The following is a 17,377-nucleotide window of genomic DNA, read 5'->3' on the forward strand; positions in this document are numbered from 1 at the left end:
ATGACGAATACGAAAGAATTAAGTGTTGAGGACAAGTTAAGAGCAATATATGATTTACAGCTTATTGACTCTAGAATTGACGAAATCAGAAACGTTAGAGGAGAACTTCCTTTAGAGGTTGAAGATTTAGAAGATGAAGTTGCAGGTTTGAGCACTCGTTCAGAAAAACTGAAAGGTGAACTTGAAGTGATTGAGGAGCAAATCAAAGCAAAGAAAATTGCTATTGAGGAGCATAAAGAGGTTATCAAGAAATACACAAAACAACAAGAATCAGTTCGTAACAACAGAGAATTTAATTCTTTGACAAAAGAAGTTGAATTTCAAGAATTAGAAATTCAGTTAGCTGAAAAGCAAATCAAAGAAATGAAAGCTTCTATCGAGCATAAAAAAGAAGTTATTTCTAACTTAAAAGAAAAACTTGACGCTAAAAGCTCTCATTTAAAACATAAAAAATCTGAGTTAGATGCAATTATGGCTGAAACTCAAAAAGAAGAAATCTTCTTATCTGAGAAATCTGCTGAATTTGCAGGGCAAATCGAAGAAAGATTATTAGCTGCTTACAACAGAATCAGAAGCAGTGTTCGTAACGGATTGGCTGTAGTTTCTATCGAAAGAGGAGCTTCTGCAGGATCTTTCTTTACAATTCCACCGCAAACACAGGTTGAAATTGCTTCTAGAAAGAAAATCATTACTGATGAGCACTCTGGAAGAATTTTAGTTGACAGCGCTTTAGCTGAAGAAGAAAAAGAAAAAATGGAACAATTGTTCTCAAAATTCTAATAAACGGTCCCGATTTAATCGGGACTTTTTTTTACATACTGTTTTGCCACAGATTAAAATGATTTTAATCTGTGGCAAAATATTTTTCGGCAGGTATAAAGTCATATTTTTTTACCTTTACTAAAAATAAAATTTAAGTTTTGGGAATTAAAAAAGGAATTCGCTTTATTACATTAAAATCGGTTGGATCATACATTAACTTTTTAAGCTATGTTCGTCCGCAAAAAGCTATGGAACTTTCTTATGCACTTTTTAGTCAGCCAAGAGTTGGAAGACTGCAAAAAGAAACACTTCCGAAAGTTTTAAAAAACACCGAAACGGAAATCTTTCATCATAACGAACATCATTTTCAAACCTACATCTGGAAAGGTAACGAGACCAAAATACTTTTGGTTCACGGCTGGGAAAGCAACGCCGCACGCTGGAAAAAAACTTTACCTCATCTTCAAAAATCAGGAAGTACCATTATTGCTATTGATGCACCCGCCCACGGACAAAGCAGCGGCCGGGAATTTAATGTACCTCTTTATGCCGAATTTATCAATAAAGCAGTAGAAAAATATCAGCCTGAAATTATTATTGGACACTCTATTGGCGGCGCAGCCTGTGTATACCATCAATATTTATTTCCAAATACGAGTATAAACAAAATGGTAATTCTGGGAGCGCCTTCAGATTTAAAAACCCTGATTGACAATTATATTTCGATGTTAAGTCTGAACACCAAAATGTTTTCTCTTTTAGAAAGTAAATTTGCAGATCGTTTTAACTTTAAACTAGAAGATTTCTCAGGACAAAAGTTTGCGTCTGAATTTACTATTCCTGGTTTTGTTGCTCACGATACTTCAGACAAGATTGTCGCTTTTGAGGAAGGAAAAAAAATAGCAAGCAACTGGAAAAACAGCAAATTTATCGAAACAAATGGTTTAGGGCACGGAATGCATGATGATGAATTATACCAGCAAGTAATTGATTTTTTGTTTGCTTCAGAAGATTCAAAGTAACAGGAAACAAAGGTTTATACTTTTACACGATATTTCAAATCTCAAAATCTAAAATCCAAAATTATTATGATCGCCGTAATTTTTGAAGTTATTCCAAACGAAGGAAAAAAAGATGAATATCTGGATATTGCAGCCAGCCTTCGCCCTGAGTTAAATACTATCGAAGGTTTTATTTCTATAGAAAGATTTCAGAGTTTGAATGATCCAGGAAAAATTTTATCATTATCTTTTTGGAAAGATGAAGAAAGTATTCAGCAATGGCGAAATCTTGAAATGCATCGTCACGCACAGTCAAAAGGAAGAAATGGGATTTTCAAAGATTATCATTTACGAATTGCAGCTGTTGTTCGCGATTATGGAATGTTTGAAAGAAAAGAAACTCCGGAAGATAGTTCTATTTTTCATGACTGAGTAAAGTTCTAAAAAAACATAGGGACAAAGATTCTTCTCAAAAATCTAAAATCTACAATCTAAACTCTAAAATAGTTTTTTTGCCTACTTTTGCAGTATGGAAGAGAATTTAAAACGTCTTAATAAATTTATTGGAGAAACCGGCTATTGTTCTCGTCGTGAAGCCGATAAATTAATTGAAGAAGGACGCGTAACAATAAATGGCGTAGTGCCGGAAATGGGAACCAAAGTTTCACCGGATGATGAAGTACGCATAGACGGGAAATTAATCGTGGAAAAGCATGAAAAAATGGTTTATCTGGCGTTTAACAAACCGGTGGGCATTGAATGCACAACTAATTTAGAAGTTCGAAATAATATTGTTGATTATATTAATTACCCTAAACGAATTTTTCCTATTGGAAGATTGGATAAAGCGAGTGAAGGATTAATTTTTATGACGAATGACGGCGATATTGTAAACAAAATTTTGCGCGCCAGAAACAATCACGAAAAAGAATATACGGTTACCGTAAACAAACCTATCACGGATCGTTTTATTCAGCGAATGGGAAATGGTGTTCCAATTTTAGATACCGTTACCAAGAAATGTAAAGTCGAGCAAATCAGCAAATACACTTTCAAAATCATTCTGACACAAGGATTAAACCGTCAGATTAGAAGAATGGCGGAGTATTTAGGTTATGAAGTTACAGCGCTTAAACGCATTCGTATTATCAATATTTCATTGGATGTTCCGGTTGGACGTTATCGCGATTTAACAGATGCTGAAATAAAAGAATTAAATCTTTTAATTGAACCGTCGAGTAAAACAGAAGAAGCAAGTTTACCAAAAGTAGAAACTCCAAATAAACCTTCAAGCAGAAGAACAGAATTCATCTCAAAACACGATCCCCGATTTAAGAAAAAAGGAGATTACTAGTTTTTACTCATAAAAAAAGGCGTATTGATTTTCAATACGCCTTTTTACTTTTATCAGATTATGAATTAGATTTTCTTATTGAAAATTCTTAATTCGTTTTCGTAGATGTAATAAACAGACTGCGTTGCAAAATCTACTTCGTAGATTGGACGCATATTTTCGAATAAGATTTTGTCTAATTCCGTTCCGTCATCTTTTCTCACTTTAACTAACACTTTTTGTTGTGTTGCTTCATCTTTAGCAAAAATATAAGAGAAATCACGGCTTTGTCTCATTGCATCAAAACGTTGTGAAAATCTTTTAGAAGCATCAGCTAACATCGCAGATCCTGCTGCTTGTTTTGCTGCTCTGTTTAATTGTTTGTCATTTTGTTTCTTGATAACAGAAGAACCCGTTTCTTGTCCTGTTGCCGGATCAATGTAAACCATTCTCCACTCAGATCCTACTGCTGCATTATATCCTGCAGAAACCCCTAAACCAATAGATCCTGCAGTAGCTAAAGCTTGTCCCCAAGCTCTTCCTCCATCACCTGGCTGTGTATAGATTTTGTGGTATAAAACTTTACCTTCTTTACTTACTCCCATAACTTCTGTAGGTCCTGAAAGAGCAACACCCCATGTAAACAATTCAATAGAGTTTAATTCTTTTTCTTTCTTGATATTCACTTTTGCAAATGCATCTGGCTTATCTTTTACAGTAGTATTGAATTTGAAAAGCTCTTCGTCATTATAAACTAAGAATTGATTGTTTTCTTCGTCAAAAACATTTAATAAAGGACGTTTTGGATTAAATTTCAAGTTTCCTCTCCATAATTTTTTACCCGTTTTATAATCTACCATATTACCATAAGTAGCGGTTAAGTATAAAACTTTGTCATCAACTTTACCTAAGTAGTTAATTGCATCTTCTTTATCATCAGAGATTTCGATGAAGCTCTTCCATTTTTTCTGACCGTCTTTGTCAATAAGCATCATTTCATTTTCGGCAACATATAAATAATCACCATCAATAGAAATTACTTTTTTCAATCCGTCGCCGCGAGCATCTTTTTTCCAAACTTTAGTACCATCTTTTAAGTTATAAAAGTTGAATCCGCTGTTGTGAGCTACCAGGATTTTATCTCCCCAGTCTTCTAAATAAACAATGTATTTTGTTTTGATTGCATCTTCCCAGATTGGTTTTCCGGTTTCAGCATCTAAAACATTTAAATATTGTTTGAAAGAAATTAATCCTTTACTGTTAATTACAACTAAGTTTTTATTGTTTTGCGTTGGAAACACTTTAGTATATTCTAATTCTCCAACCCATTTTAAAGCACCTGTATTTCTATCGATAGCAGATAATTTACCCATATAAAGAGAGTAAATTGTAGTATCACTTATTTCAGCTTCATTAGAAAAGTTTGATTTGAAAGTAAACATTGAAGCAAATGCACTTTTTGCATCTCCTTGTTCTGTTTTCCAAAGCACATCTCCTGTATTCAGGTCAATTAATGACGCGATAACTTTTCCATTTTCAGCACCTTTTACTAAATATTGGTTTTCTCCATATAAAAATTGACTGTTAAAAACAGTGTATTTATAATTAGCAGAATTGTAAACTACTTTTCCATCAATAGTATTAATTAAAACTGTTTTGTAGTTTACTAAAGCTTCAACGTATGGCGTACCATCGATGTTTTTTAAAATTCTTTTGCTTGCAAATAAATTATCTGTATCTAATTTACTTAACGCCTCAAGCGTAGTACTTTGACCAACAGTCTTATCTGCATCAAAACTCCATGCTTCAGCTTTTGTTTCAGGGTTAATTCCCTTTACGACATTTCCTTCTTTAACGACAATAACTCCGGTAATTGGGTTTTGCATTAAATCTTCGATTTTCGAATTCATTTTTAAAACTTCGTCAGCAGCTCTCTGGGCAAAACCAGTGAATCCGGCGAATATTAAAAAAAGAATCATAGTAATTTTTTTCATAGTTTTCTGCAGGTTAAATTTTATATTATTTTTAACAATTTGACAGCAAATATCCTATAATAGAAATTAATTAGCAAGCGGGTTAGTAAAAAAAATCTTTATAAAAATAAATTAATTTTTTATAAAGATTTTTTATTCGTTTTATGGCCTAACTTCAAGAAAATCATAATATAACGCTTTTGACAAAAAAGAATTATTTTGATAATTTTTAATCAATTCTTCTCTATACATTTCAATGTATTTGCCTTTTAAATGATTCTTTGCGGAATAAGCCCTGCGAGCCTCATCGTTAAAATTTAATCCGCTTAAAAATTCAAGCTCAACACCCTTATTTACAGCAATATTATAATTTGTAATCAGGTTTCCCCAATTCACATAACTGCACAAAAGAATCGTGGCATAGAAATACCAAACCAATTGATTCACCAGATATGCATTGGTTTTTTGTTTTGTAATTTTAAGGAAAGAATATACTAAACCTATAATAGCAAGAATTAAAAAAGCATACACTCCAAGACGTTTATATGTTAATCCGAAAAACGAAACATATTCTGAGTTTTTAATTATCGCGCTTATAATTAAAATTACATTTAGTGTAATCCATGTTTTTGCAAGTTTTTTTAATGCTGATGCTTTTTCATCAAAATTAAAACCGCCTTTAAAGTAAAATAAGATTACCCCAACTGCCATCAAAATTGAAAAAATAACAGCGTTTACACGTTCGTGAGTATCTGCGCTTAAGTTTGTTTTTTCAACTACTTCAAAAAACTGTTCGTAATTATAAGTTCCGATGAAAATTAAAAGCATAACATTTAGTAGCAGCAAAGTAATTTCGCCGCTTTTTCTTTCAAAGTCAATATCGAGGAATGAAAACGTATTTTGATTTTTAATTTCAGAAATAGTACTGAACTCATTGTTTAGTTTTGGATTAAACTCGTAACAAGCATCCGGAACCCAATAATTCCAGAAACTAAATGAAACGTAAAAGCCAAGTATACTAATTAGGATTAGCTGGAAAATATCGATATCTAAAGTGTAATCTGTAAAAAGTGATGAGAAATGATTACTTCCGAAAGAATAAACAATAAAAAACAGTCCTAAAAATATTAGCGGAATAACAACAAACGCAACTAATTTTTTGGCAAAATCGTTATGAATTTTACGTTCCGGAAGCCATTGCTTAAAAATGAAAACGCGTCCTAATGATGCAAATGCGTTTAAGAATATTAGCGGAAATATCTGTATGATTTTGAGCTCTCCATCCTGAGTTTTAAACTGTAAAAACAAAATTGATAAGGCTAAAGCAAAAAAGGAAGCAGCATCTCCGTACCACGCAAAAGCAAAACAAGACAAGATAGAAGTTACAACTAAAACCAAATGTGATCTGTCGACAAACTTTTCCTGAAAGAAGTAACTAATTAAAAGCGTTAGTATTACTCCAAAAATTGCGAGATTAACTCCTGGAACTTCGTTGTAAAAAAGCAAGGTAAATACCACCGTGCAGGCTAAAATAATTTGATGTTTTTTCATGATTTAATTTTTAAAAGTACTTTGTATTTCAAAGTTGTTAGACAAAAAAATATAGTTATTAAGATTTCATTAATTTTTCGAGATAAGAAAGGTGCTCTTTAAACGCCGCGCGGCCAAGCGGTGTTACCTGATAAGATGTTTTGGGCTTTTTACCCACAAATTCTTTCTTAATTTCGATATATTGTGATTTTTCAAGTGCAGAGGAATGACTCGCTAAATTACCATCGGTGATATTTAAAAGCGTTTTCATCTCGGTAAAATCTACCCAGTCGTTAACCATCAGAACGGACATAATACCCAATCTGACACGGCTTTCAAAATCTTTATTTAGTTTATCAATTATTCCCATTGGGTTATTTGTATTTTTTGAACATCACTAAACCATATAAAATATGCAGGATTCCAAATCCTAAGATCCAGAAAATTAATCCATAGCCTATATAGAAAAGAGAAATACATCCTAATAAAAGTTCGCAGAAACCTAAATATTTTACATCTGAGAAAGTGTATTTTTCTGCATTTATAAGTGCAAGTCCGTAAAAAATCAAAGTTGAAGGAGCTACAAAACCGTAACTTCCGTGGTACATTAAAGCTAAGCAGAATATTCCTCCTGCTGCAAGCGGTACGGCAAGATTAAACAGCATTTTTTTTGTTGCCGATGTCCAAATTGGCAAATTGTATTTTCGGCTTTTTCTAATGGTGAAAAAGATCCCAAAAGCAAAAGCAAAAGCTAAAATTAAAACGCCAATCCAGAATAATTCTGAAACTAAATTACCGGTTAACAATATATGTTCGTCAGTAAAATATTCGATACCGTTTATTTTAAAAAGCTGATAAACATACAATCCGCCAATTAAAGCCGAAAGTCCCGCGAAAACTCCCGAAAGTCCGCTTAAAGATATAAATCTGGAAGAGCGCTCCATCATGGAACGAATATGTGCTAAATCTTCTTGGTGCTTTTGATTCATAATTAAAGTACTTTGCACTACAAAGTTATTATTTATTTTGAATTGACAAATAAAAAGTATAAAAATATTTTTAATTTTCCTGCAAGGTTTTGGAAACTTGCAGGAATGAGATTTGTTATTATTGCGAAGTGCGTGAGGGATAGTAGCATGCTACCGAAGTAGCGCGAATAGCCCGACCGTGCCGAGATAAGAAGGCGTATATGCGCAAAGTATGTTTGCCTTCTTATCTCGGCACGGTCACGCCCAAAGTATAAAAACGAAAAAGCCCATTCTAATGAACAGGCTTTGTAATAATTTTAAATTCTAATTAAAACCATCTTCTTCTTTTGAATAAAAAGACTCCGAAAGAAGACAGGATAACGGAAACTAAAAGCAGGATCCAGATTCCGTATTTACTTTCTTCTAAGCCGTTTGGCACGTTCATTCCGTACAAACTGGCAATTAGGGTCGGAATCATTAATATGATAGAAATTGAAGTCATCTGCTTCATGATATTATTCATATTGTTTGAAATCACCGAGGCATAGGCATCCATCATTCCGGTTAAGATATTACTGTAGATATTGGCGGTATCTTGTGCCTGGCTTAACTCGATTTCTACGTCTTCGAGTAAATCCTGATCATAATCGGCTTTGTAAGCTTTTAGATTTTTGATGCGTTGAAATAAAACGTCGTTTGCTTTTAGAGATGTTATAAAGAATACGAGACATTTCTCGATTTGAAGCAATGCCTGCAATTCTTCGTTTTTGATTGACTTTTCCAAATTGTCTTCGGCTAGTTTTATTTTCTGATTGACTTGTTTTAAATATTTTAAGTACCAAACACTTGACGAAAGCAGCAGTCTTAAAACCCAGTCGAAGTTGTCTTTGACCTGAATGTTTTTGCGTCTTGAATACAACATAAAATCATATATAATTTCTGTTTTGTAAAAAGTGATGGTTACGCAGACATCGTCTTTAAAAATTACGCCCAGTGGAATGGTCTGAAAAGGAAGTTTAATGTCGTTGCTTTTTATAGGAACGCGCATGATAATAAGGGTCCAGCCGTCTTCGATTTCGATACGAGGTCTTTCGTCGATATCTTCGATATCATTGTAAAAAGCTTCGGGAATTTGAAGTTCTTCTAGTAAGTACTTTTTTTCTGTTTCTGTTGGATCTTCGATATTGATCCAGCAGTTTGGAGTCCATTTTGGTATTTCTAATAATCCGTTGTTGTTTGTGTAAAAGGCTTTCATTTCAAAAATACGGGTGTTATCGCAGCATTTTGAAATTTTCAAAAGCTGCTTTTAATTAAATACTAACGAATAATAATCGTCCATTTGGAGAAGTGTTTTTTTTAAGTGGTGCAAAAGTATCCTTTATTTTTAAGAACCGAAACTTTAAAGTATTAATTATATATTAAAATGGGGTTTAGATTTTTTTAAGCACGTAGAGACATAGATATACAAGCCGTAAAAGGCATTTCTTTTACATCAATCCACATAGCTATGTGTGAGGAAACGAGTTTCCTTTTTTTTGTATTCTTTTTAAACACATAAAAAAACTATGTTTCTATATGTTAGAAAGTTTGGTACAAAAAAAAGCCTGCTCAATTGAACAGGCTCTCTATTAATATTTGAAACGATTTATTTATTTTTTGCGCTTCGCATTTTGCGTGCTAAAAGTGTATTTTTCAAAAGCATTGCAATGGTCATTGGCCCTACTCCTCCAGGAACCGGCGTAATAAAAGATGCTTTTTTGCTTACGCCGTCAAAATCAACGTCGCCTTTTATTACATAACCTTTTGCGTTTGATGCATCGTCTACACGGGTAATTCCAACGTCAATAATTACTACTCCGTCTTTTACCATATCGCCTTTTAAAAATTCAGGAACTCCTAAAGCTGTAATGATAATATCTGCATTTTTAGTGAATTCGGCTAAGTTTTTAGTACGGCTGTGTGTTAAAGTTACTGTCGAATCTCCCGGATTTCCTTTACGGCTCATTAAGATGCTCATTGGTCGGCCTACGATGTGGCTTCTTCCAATTACAACAGTATGTTTTCCTGAAGTTTCTACTTTGTAACGCTCTAACAATTCCATAATTCCGAATGGTGTTGCCGGAATAAAACTTTCCATTTCAAGCGCCATTCTTCCAAAGTTAGTTGGGTGAAATCCGTCTACGTCTTTATCAGGATCGATTGCCAATAAGATTTTTTGCTCGTCAATGTGTTTTGGTAACGGCAGCTGTACGATATACCCGTCCAGATTATCATCTTCGTTTAATTCTTTAATTTTGGCAAGCAGTTCATCTTCGGTAATCGTTTCCGGCAGACTTACTAAAGTTGAATCAAACCCAATTTCCTGGCATGATTTTACTTTACTTCCTACGTAAGTTAAACTTGCACCGTTATTTCCCACTAAAACTGCTGCTAAATGAGGTACTTTTCCTCCGGCTGCTTTTATAGATTGAACTTCGGCTGCAATTTCGTTTTTAATGTCGTTAGATGTTTTTTTACCGTCTAGTAGCTGCATTGTTTTTGTTTCAGGTTTAAATTTATTTTGTTTCAGGTTTCATGTTTCAAGTTGAAAATGAAACTTAATATTTATTGAATTAAAAAAGTTTCAAGTTTTGGTCTCTTAACTGAAACCTTAAACTTGAAACTTTTAATTTTATTATCTCGGCATTCCTCCTGGCATTCCTTTCATGCCTCCCATCATTTTCATCAGATTTTTTCCGCCTGGGCCCTGCATCATTTTCATCATCTTGCTCATTTGGTCAAACTGCTTCATTAACTGATTTACCTGCTCGACTTTGGTTCCTGAACCTTTTGCGATTCTGGCTTTTCTTTTTACGTCGATGATGGCCGGTTTGCTTCTTTCGATTGGCGTCATGGAGTGGATGATGGCTTCTATATGTTTAAAAGCATCATCTTCTATTTCTACATCTTTCATGGCTTTTGAAGCTCCCGGTATCATTCCTACCAGGTCTTTCATATTACCCATTTTCTTTACTTGCTGAATCTGCGTTAGGAAATCATCAAAACCAAATTCGTTTTTAGCGATTTTCTTTTGAAGTTTTCTTGCTTCTTCTTCATCAAATTGTTCCTGAGCTCTTTCTACAAGCGACACAACGTCTCCCATACCCAAAATACGCTCAGCCATACGATCTGGATAGAAAACATCAATTGCTTCCATCTTTTCGCCTGTACCCACAAATTTGATTGGTTTGTTTACAACAGATTTAATTGAGATTGCTGCTCCACCACGAGTATCACCATCTAATTTCGTTAAGATAACTCCATCAAAGTTTAAGATATCGTTGAAAGCTTTTGCCGTGTTTACAGCATCTTGTCCTGTCATAGAGTCTACAACGAACAATGTTTCCTGTGGCTGAATTGCTTTGTGTACACGTGCAATTTCGTCCATCATTTCCTGATCTACTGCTAAACGACCAGCTGTATCGACAATTACGACATTGAAACCGTTTGCTTTTGCATGTTTAATTGCGTTTTGAGCAATTTCTACAGGATTTTTGTTTTCTGGTTCTGAGTAAACCTCAACCCCTATTTGATCTCCAACAACATGTAACTGATTGATCGCTGCCGGACGGTAGATATCACACGCTACAAGAAGTGGCTTTTTATTTTTCTTAGTCTTTAAGAAGTTGGCTAATTTTCCTGAGAAAGTAGTTTTACCAGAACCTTGAAGTCCAGACATTAAAATAACGCTTGGATTTCCAGATAGGTTAACTCCGGCAACATCACCTCCCATTAATTCTGTCAGCTCATCTTTTACCAGCTTCACCAATAATTGTCCTGGCTGAAGCGTTGTTAAAACGTCCTGACCAATTGCTTTTTCTTTTACTTTAGTCGTAAAATCTTTAGCAATTTTAAAGTTAACGTCGGCATCAAGTAAGGCACGACGAACTTCTTTTAAGGTATCAGCAACGTTTACTTCTGTAATTTTACCGTGCCCTTTTAATATATGGAACGCTTTATCTAACTTATCACTTAAATTATCAAACATACTATTTTCTTTATTTGAAGTGCAAAGATAATCTAATTAGATATTTCAGGCAATTTTTATTTGTGTGCAATTTAACCGCAAAGTGCGCAAGGTTTTACGCAAAGTGCGCTAAGTTTTTTTGCCACGAATTACACTAATTTTCCGAATTGCTAAAATTATTCTTTTTAGCCCTCGCAGATTTACAGATTGGGCAGATTTTAAAAATCATTTTAATCCTTTAATCTGTGGCTTTAAAAACAAAAAAGCGCAAAAGAATAAACCTTTGCGCCTTTGTAACTCTGTCCCTTTGAACCTTAAAATTTAAAACTGGAAATAAATAAACGGCTGTGAACCGGCAACGGCTGTAGCGTAAACAATCCAGTAAACAAAGCCCAGAATTATAGCTTTTATTAATAATGGTGTTCTGTCGAATGTCCATTTCATTTTGTCTGTGATAACTTCCGGCAGGAAATGCCAAACGTAACCAAACAACATTAACAAAAACACATTTTTATATCCTAAAATAATGGCCTGCCAATGCTCTGGCTCAAAAGTTAACTGACCAATATTGTTGATTACCTGTAGTGCTGTTTCAAAGTCTCGGGCGCGGAAAAAGATCCAACAGAAAACCACAAAATGAAACGTGATAATGATTGAAAATAATGTCCACAAGAAATTACTTTTCCCTTCTTTTTTAGCTGGGAAAAATTCAAGGAAAATTTTATGAACCGCTAAAGCTAATCCGTGCAGCGCTCCCCAAACGATGAATTGCGCTCCTGCTCCGTGCCATAATCCGCCCAAAAGCATAGTAGTGAACAAGTTTAGATTGGTCACTAAAGTTTGTTTTCTTTTGCTTGACAGCAGAAAAGATAAACAGAAAAGAGCAATGGAAACACCTGCAACAATCAGCGGAATTATACTGATATTGTAATTTGTTATTCCCCAAAGCAATAATCCGAAGAAGAATAAACTCGGGAATAAAAATCCTGCAAATGAACCTTCTCGGTTTCCTCCCATCGAAATATAAAGGAAATCTTTTAGCCAGGTTGAAAGCGAAATGTGCCATCTTCTCCAGAAATCTGTAATAGATGTTGATTTGTACGGCGTTCTAAAGTTGGCCGGTAATTTAAAACCTAATAACAAAGCGATACCAATTGCCATATCAGAATATCCTGAGAAATCGCAATAAATCTGGATGGCATATCCGTATGAAGCCATTAAATTTTCGAACGAAGTATAACTCATCGGCGTATCAAAAACACGATCGACAAAGTTCACCGAAATGTAATTTGAAATTACCGTTTTCTTAATTAATCCGCCAATAATTAAAAACAAGGCGTTGTTTACATCTTGTTTTGTCAGGTTTAATTTTTGGTAAATCTGCGGCAGGAAATCTTTGGCACGAACGATTGGCCCGGCAACTAACTGTGGGAAAAACGAAACGAAAAATAAATATTCGATGTAATTTTTTGTAGGCTTAATTTCTTCACGATAAATTTCGATGATGTAACTCATCGATTGAAAGGTATAAAACGAAATACCTACAGGTAGAAAAATGTCATGAAATTTAAAATTACCATTGAACATATCATTGTAGGTTCCAATCATAAAATTCATATACTTGAAATACCCAAGCAATCCTAAATTCAGGATTACACTTATAACCAGATATATTTTCTTTACATTGTCTTTCTTTTCCCTGTATATAATCTGACTCAAACCATAATCTACAACCGAAGAAAGCAGCAAAAGTAAAAAGTAAATACCACTTGACTTATAATAAAAGAAAAGTGAAAAAAGAATAACGTAGGTTAATCTTAAATAAAATGTTTTGCGTAAAAAGCCATACACAAAATAAAACACCAAAAATAATCCTAAGAATAAACCGGTATTAAATAATAATTTTTCGTCTGGATTATAAATAAACCATCCCTTAACTTGTTCTATTGTAATTGCACCAAAATTTTGGATGAACCAATCATTAATGCTATCTATTGTTATCAACTTACTTCTTTGATTTAAAATTATCGTATGCTTTTAAAAACGCCTCTGAAAACAAATTACCTTGTTTTTCGTATCCTTTTTTAGAATAATGAACCCAATCCGGCCCAATTAATCCTGTTGCTTTTAGATTTCGAATTCCTTCCATTCCTCCAAACTCATCATACAAATCCCAAACTGCAAAACCATCCGTTTGTGCGATTTCTATAATTTGTTTTGTGTAATCATGAATATAGGTATTCGGTCTTTTTCTAAGCAGTGATGGCGGCGGTGTCATCACGATTATTGGAACATTTATTCCTTGTGCCTTTATATTGTTTATAAACTCTCTTAAATGCTTAATGTAATTTCCTGATTCCAGTTTTTCGTAGCTTTCATTTGTTCCGAGTGAAAACACAAGTAAATCCGGATGCAGGGCTTTTAGCTGTTCAAAAAACAAAGGATATTTATTGTAATCTGAATACTTCGCTCCGTTTACCCCAATTCCACTGTAAATTAAACCGGGCGAATCTTTTTCTAAAACAATTCCGTTTAGCTCAAATTTTGAAGCTTTTTTGCCCGGAATCAAATAAATCTTGTCTAATGCTTTTTCTGAATTATAATAATGACAGTAAGAATCAGATTCGAGATTTAGAGATACAAATTCAGATGTTTTTATGTTCTTTGCCTGCGTTTCGTTTGTTGGAATTTTTAAAATTCTTCCCGCCCGAATATTGTTTGATTTAAGCTGATTTGCTCTTTTTATTTCAGCAATCGACACATTATATTTATCTGCAATTACAGAGATTGCTTCTCCTTTTTTAATTTTATGTGTAATTACTTTTCGCTCTGTTGTCTCTATAAATTTGGTTTGAGATGATGTTGCCAGATCAAACATCTCTTCATTTCCCGGAGTTATAATTTTAATTGAATTAAACTTATAAGCCGGATCTTTGATATTAAGTTCCAAAACAAATCCTCCTGAGTCCCTCCAAAGCCCAAAACCGCTTAAACCAACCGGATAATTTCTTTGTGGATAAATATTTCGATAGCTTTCCCAGACTCTATTGCAGCGAAAACGCTCATTATACGATCCGTTTGTTTTGGCCAGTTGATACGGAAAAACCAGACCGCGCCCGGCATTTCCAAATTTTCGCTGTAGATCTTTCCTGATTTCATTTGTCATTAAATCTCCCTGAATATGCGAATCGCCAATATGAACGATATTTATTTTCTGGTTATTATGACTTTCGTTTTTCTTTATCTTTTCAAAAAAAGACTCTAACACCTTGGCATTATAAATCTCATTACTAGAAATAGGGTCAACAACTGCTGTATCCACTTTTTGAATCATATTTTTTGTGGTTGAAATTGGATCTGTCTTTTGAGTCTTATCGTTAGTTGAGAAAAAAAGACAACAAAAGAAAATAATTAGTCTATTCATTTACGCTGTCTTTTTTCACAGAGACGGAATCTGCTTTGGGTTTTCTAATCGCTTTTGGCTTAACACCCGTCTCACGCTTTTCGCGCAAGACTTTATATTGTTCGTAACCTTTGTTTAACTGACTGTACAATAAATTACCAATTGCTTTTGCCCCTCTTTGATTAAAATGTGTATAATCTTTATTGGCTTTCGCAGGAGATTCATCAACCCATTTTACCATCGATCCGTCGCCTCCCATTAAGGTATATAAATTTACAAATCCGGATTCTGTTTCGAGCGCGTACTTTTTCTGAGCTTTCATTAAAGGTACAACTGCCGAGTCGGTTTTCATTTCTAAATCATACTTAGTCGATTTATCTGCTGTCGAAACAATTAAAATAGAAACTCCCGGAAATGATTCTTTTATTTTATTAACGGTTTTGGTCATTCCTTTTTCATACCAGAAATAATTTTTGGTTCCGTAATTCAATACGTTTGTTCCGTAATGAAGAATAATCAAATCGTATTTCAGGTTATTGTTAAAAGCCTGCATTACGCTGGCATCAAACATAGAAATTGGTAATCCTGAATTTCCTCTTTGGGAAAAATTATCAACATGAACACCGGTTCCGTTATCAAAATTAAATCCATAAATCGGAATTGAATCGGCGTGGATGAAGTTAGCTTTGAAAGATTTTATACTTCCTGAAGTTACTTTTAAACTGTTCACAAGATTGTTTGGCGAAAGGTTTTTTCGAAGTGTATCTTTCCCGATAATAAAATTCTCATTTCCTTTTTTAGATGATCTTCCATAAAACAATGTTGGGTTATCTAAAGTAGTAGAATATTTATTTGGTCCGGCTTCATACTGAACCCAGGTTGTATTTACTTTATCATTTGCAAAAAACACATGACCGTTTACACCAAAAGGGCTTGTTGGTCTTTTTACATTTAAATACGATTGTGTTTTCCAGTTTTTAGAAAACAATGTTTTTACCGAACCTCGCGATGCTGATGATTCTGAAATGATAGAAACAAAGCCAACACCATTTCCTCCAAAACGTTCCTGATAATTCATACGAACATCCTGCACAATCAAATCTCCATCGGTCATAGAATCTCCGTAATAAGCGATTCTCACATGTCTCTGCGGATTTTGTTCCAGCTGATATAATTTTTCATAGAAAGAAATCAGATATTGAAATCCTTTGTAATTATCAAAAGTTTCTGATGGAAATTCGATTCCTTCTGATGCATCATAAACAATTTTTTCCTGACCCAGTTTACGTTCACTTTCGGCAATGCTGTCACCATCTGTAGACAACGAATCTTTGGCTACTGATTCCAGAAGCAGACTATCGATAAGTACATTTTTGGAATCAACCTTACTATCAGAAAAAATTTTATCTGGCAAGATTTGTTTAAACCCAATAAAAGCAACAAATGCCAATGCAACGATTGCAAAAGACTGAAAGAAATATGATTTTGTATTCACTTACTAATTATAATTTTGAAGATGGAATAACGAATAATTATTTATTAAATTTTCTGTTAATTCCGTTTATAAAAAATGATGCGCAAAGATAGAATTAAATCGTTCGTTTTTAACTCATTTTAACAATAAAGAAAATAAAAAAAGAGGTTAGAAAAAATCTAACCTCTTTATCAAAAAAAATAAAAAAAACAAAGCTAATGATTAACTAGATTTTTAAATATGTTTTACTTAAAATAACCTCAAATAATAATTTTACCCGAGATTAACAATACTTTTTTTTAGAAATTTGTAGTGCTATTAGCTTGGTATGCGAAATTGAATGTGTAAAATGGAGATACAGAAGTTTCTGTTGGTGCAGCTGGTGCATCTTTATAATAACTTAAGATCTCAAATTTTGCATATTTACCATCATGAGTTTTTATTACAAATACTTTTCCTGCGATAGGTGAAATAATGTGAGTCTCTGCATTATAAGAATACCAACCTTTACCGCTTCCTGTAGGAATTGCGTAAACAGTAGCACCATCTTGAGCAAAAGTACTAGCTGCAGGAAATGCAGTTACACTAGCAAATGTACCAGAAACAATACTTGCAGCTCCAGTTCCTGTTCTTTCAGGTTCATCGTTAATACCAATTTTAGCCCCTCCGTTAACAATAATTGTTGTACCACGGAAAGCAACATCCCAACTATTATCTGTTACCACCTTGTTTTGAGAAAAACTGAATTTTGTAAAGGCACCACCAACCGGCTGTCCTTGTCCACCTGTTTGAGGTGCAGCAAGATTAGACACTTTTGTTGTTACAACTGCAGGAGTTTCCTCTTTTTTATCATCATCGCTGCTGCAAGATGCCGTAAAGATGAATAGTGCTAATAGCGAAAGTTTTAAGAATTTTGTTTTCATTTTG

The 17,377-nt window shown here is 33.9% G+C and carries 15 protein-coding genes; 4 read left to right on the plus strand and 11 right to left on the minus strand.

From position 1 onward, the window contains the following. The 4 genes from BKM63_RS02540 to rluF all read left to right on the plus strand — a co-directional run bounded on the left by BKM63_RS02540 (window position 1) and on the right by rluF (window position 3,117). Window positions 1-780: a zinc ribbon domain-containing protein gene (locus BKM63_RS02540; RefSeq protein ID WP_071635112.1), complete on the plus strand. Its 780-nt coding sequence runs from the start codon at window positions 1-3 to the stop codon at window positions 778-780. Window positions 781-920: 140 nt separating this feature from the next. After that, a complete protein-coding gene (locus tag BKM63_RS02545; RefSeq protein WP_071635113.1) occupies window positions 921-1,784 on the plus strand; it encodes an alpha/beta fold hydrolase in 864 nt (287 codons plus the stop codon). 66 nt (window positions 1,785-1,850) lie between these two features. Then, window positions 1,851-2,195: an antibiotic biosynthesis monooxygenase family protein gene (locus BKM63_RS02550; RefSeq protein WP_071635114.1), complete on the plus strand. Its 345-nt coding sequence runs from the start codon at window positions 1,851-1,853 to the stop codon at window positions 2,193-2,195. 97 nt (window positions 2,196-2,292) lie between these two features. Continuing rightward, window positions 2,293-3,117: a 23S rRNA pseudouridine(2604) synthase RluF gene (gene rluF, locus BKM63_RS02555; protein ID WP_071635115.1), complete on the plus strand. Its 825-nt coding sequence runs from the start codon at window positions 2,293-2,295 to the stop codon at window positions 3,115-3,117. 65 nt (window positions 3,118-3,182) lie between these two features. Here the strand turns inward: rluF and BKM63_RS02560 are convergent, their stop codons facing one another. The 11 genes from BKM63_RS02560 to BKM63_RS02610 all read right to left on the minus strand — a co-directional run bounded on the left by BKM63_RS02560 (window position 3,183) and on the right by BKM63_RS02610 (window position 17,373). Then, the gene (locus tag BKM63_RS02560) at window positions 3,183-5,090 is read right to left on the minus strand and encodes a PQQ-binding-like beta-propeller repeat protein (RefSeq protein WP_071635116.1); all 1,908 of its coding nucleotides are present in this window, start codon (window positions 5,088-5,090) and stop codon (window positions 3,183-3,185) included. Between the two features lie 141 nt (window positions 5,091-5,231). Continuing rightward, window positions 5,232-6,620, minus strand: a complete 1,389-nt coding sequence (locus BKM63_RS02565; RefSeq protein WP_071635117.1) for a DUF4153 domain-containing protein — start codon at window positions 6,618-6,620, stop codon at window positions 5,232-5,234. A 58-nt stretch (window positions 6,621-6,678) separates the two neighbouring features. Continuing rightward, window positions 6,679-6,969 carry a winged helix-turn-helix domain-containing protein gene (locus tag BKM63_RS02570; RefSeq protein WP_057124184.1) on the minus strand — a complete coding sequence of 97 codons (291 nt, stop codon included), beginning with the start codon at window positions 6,967-6,969 and terminating at the stop codon, window positions 6,679-6,681. A 4-nt stretch (window positions 6,970-6,973) separates the two neighbouring features. Continuing rightward, window positions 6,974-7,588: a hypothetical protein gene (locus BKM63_RS02575; protein ID WP_071635118.1), complete on the minus strand. Its 615-nt coding sequence runs from the start codon at window positions 7,586-7,588 to the stop codon at window positions 6,974-6,976. Between the two features lie 307 nt (window positions 7,589-7,895). Beyond that, the gene (locus BKM63_RS02580; protein ID WP_242661087.1) at window positions 7,896-8,864 is read right to left on the minus strand and encodes a magnesium transporter CorA family protein; all 969 of its coding nucleotides are present in this window, start codon (window positions 8,862-8,864) and stop codon (window positions 7,896-7,898) included. Between the two features lie 348 nt (window positions 8,865-9,212). After that, entirely contained in the window at window positions 9,213-10,100 is an 888-nt protein-coding gene (locus BKM63_RS02585) for a bifunctional 5,10-methylenetetrahydrofolate dehydrogenase/5,10-methenyltetrahydrofolate cyclohydrolase (RefSeq protein WP_071635120.1), read from the minus strand. Window positions 10,101-10,241: 141 nt separating this feature from the next. Next, entirely contained in the window at window positions 10,242-11,594 is a 1,353-nt protein-coding gene (ffh, locus tag BKM63_RS02590; RefSeq protein WP_071635121.1) for a signal recognition particle protein, read from the minus strand. Window positions 11,595-11,894: 300 nt separating this feature from the next. Then, on the minus strand, window positions 11,895-13,577 hold the full coding sequence (locus BKM63_RS02595; protein WP_071635122.1) for an MBOAT family O-acyltransferase: 1,683 nt from the start codon (window positions 13,575-13,577) through the stop codon (window positions 11,895-11,897). Window position 13,578: 1 nt separating this feature from the next. Next, window positions 13,579-14,907, minus strand: coding sequence for a GDSL-type esterase/lipase family protein (locus BKM63_RS02600; protein WP_242661088.1), 1,329 nt, complete (start codon window positions 14,905-14,907; stop codon window positions 13,579-13,581). An 82-nt stretch (window positions 14,908-14,989) separates the two neighbouring features. After that, entirely contained in the window at window positions 14,990-16,471 is a 1,482-nt protein-coding gene (locus BKM63_RS02605) for an SGNH/GDSL hydrolase family protein (protein WP_083572166.1), read from the minus strand. A gap of 278 nt (window positions 16,472-16,749) precedes the next feature. Then, window positions 16,750-17,373 carry an HmuY family protein gene (locus BKM63_RS02610; RefSeq protein ID WP_071635125.1) on the minus strand — a complete coding sequence of 208 codons (624 nt, stop codon included), beginning with the start codon at window positions 17,371-17,373 and terminating at the stop codon, window positions 16,750-16,752. Between the last annotated feature and the right edge of the window lie 4 nt (window positions 17,374-17,377).

Origin of the sequence: Flavobacterium johnsoniae (assembly GCF_001879205.1) — a bacterium.
Classification (GTDB): Bacteria; Bacteroidota; Bacteroidia; order Flavobacteriales; family Flavobacteriaceae; genus Flavobacterium; species Flavobacterium johnsoniae_A.

Bases quoted from the DNA above. Each gene is read 5' to 3' on its own strand.
- BKM63_RS02540 (WP_071635112.1), top strand. From the start codon at position 1: ATGACGAATACGAAAGAATTAAGTGTTGAGGACAAGTTAAGAGCAATA.
- BKM63_RS02550 (WP_071635114.1), top strand. From the start codon at position 1,851: ATGATCGCCGTAATTTTTGAAGTTATTCCAAACGAAGGAAAAAAAGAT.
- rluF (WP_071635115.1), top strand. From the start codon at position 2,293: ATGGAAGAGAATTTAAAACGTCTTAATAAATTTATTGGAGAAACCGGC.
- BKM63_RS02560 (WP_071635116.1), bottom strand. From the start codon at position 5,090: ATGAAAAAAATTACTATGATTCTTTTTTTAATATTCGCCGGATTCACT.
- BKM63_RS02565 (WP_071635117.1), bottom strand. From the start codon at position 6,620: ATGAAAAAACATCAAATTATTTTAGCCTGCACGGTGGTATTTACCTTG.
- BKM63_RS02570 (WP_057124184.1), bottom strand. From the start codon at position 6,969: ATGGGAATAATTGATAAACTAAATAAAGATTTTGAAAGCCGTGTCAGA.
- BKM63_RS02575 (WP_071635118.1), bottom strand. From the start codon at position 7,588: ATGAATCAAAAGCACCAAGAAGATTTAGCACATATTCGTTCCATGATG.
- BKM63_RS02585 (WP_071635120.1), bottom strand. From the start codon at position 10,100: ATGCAGCTACTAGACGGTAAAAAAACATCTAACGACATTAAAAACGAA.
- ffh (WP_071635121.1), bottom strand. From the start codon at position 11,594: ATGTTTGATAATTTAAGTGATAAGTTAGATAAAGCGTTCCATATATTA.
- BKM63_RS02600 (WP_242661088.1), bottom strand. From the start codon at position 14,907: ATGATTCAAAAAGTGGATACAGCAGTTGTTGACCCTATTTCTAGTAAT.
- BKM63_RS02610 (WP_071635125.1), bottom strand. From the start codon at position 17,373: ATGAAAACAAAATTCTTAAAACTTTCGCTATTAGCACTATTCATCTTT.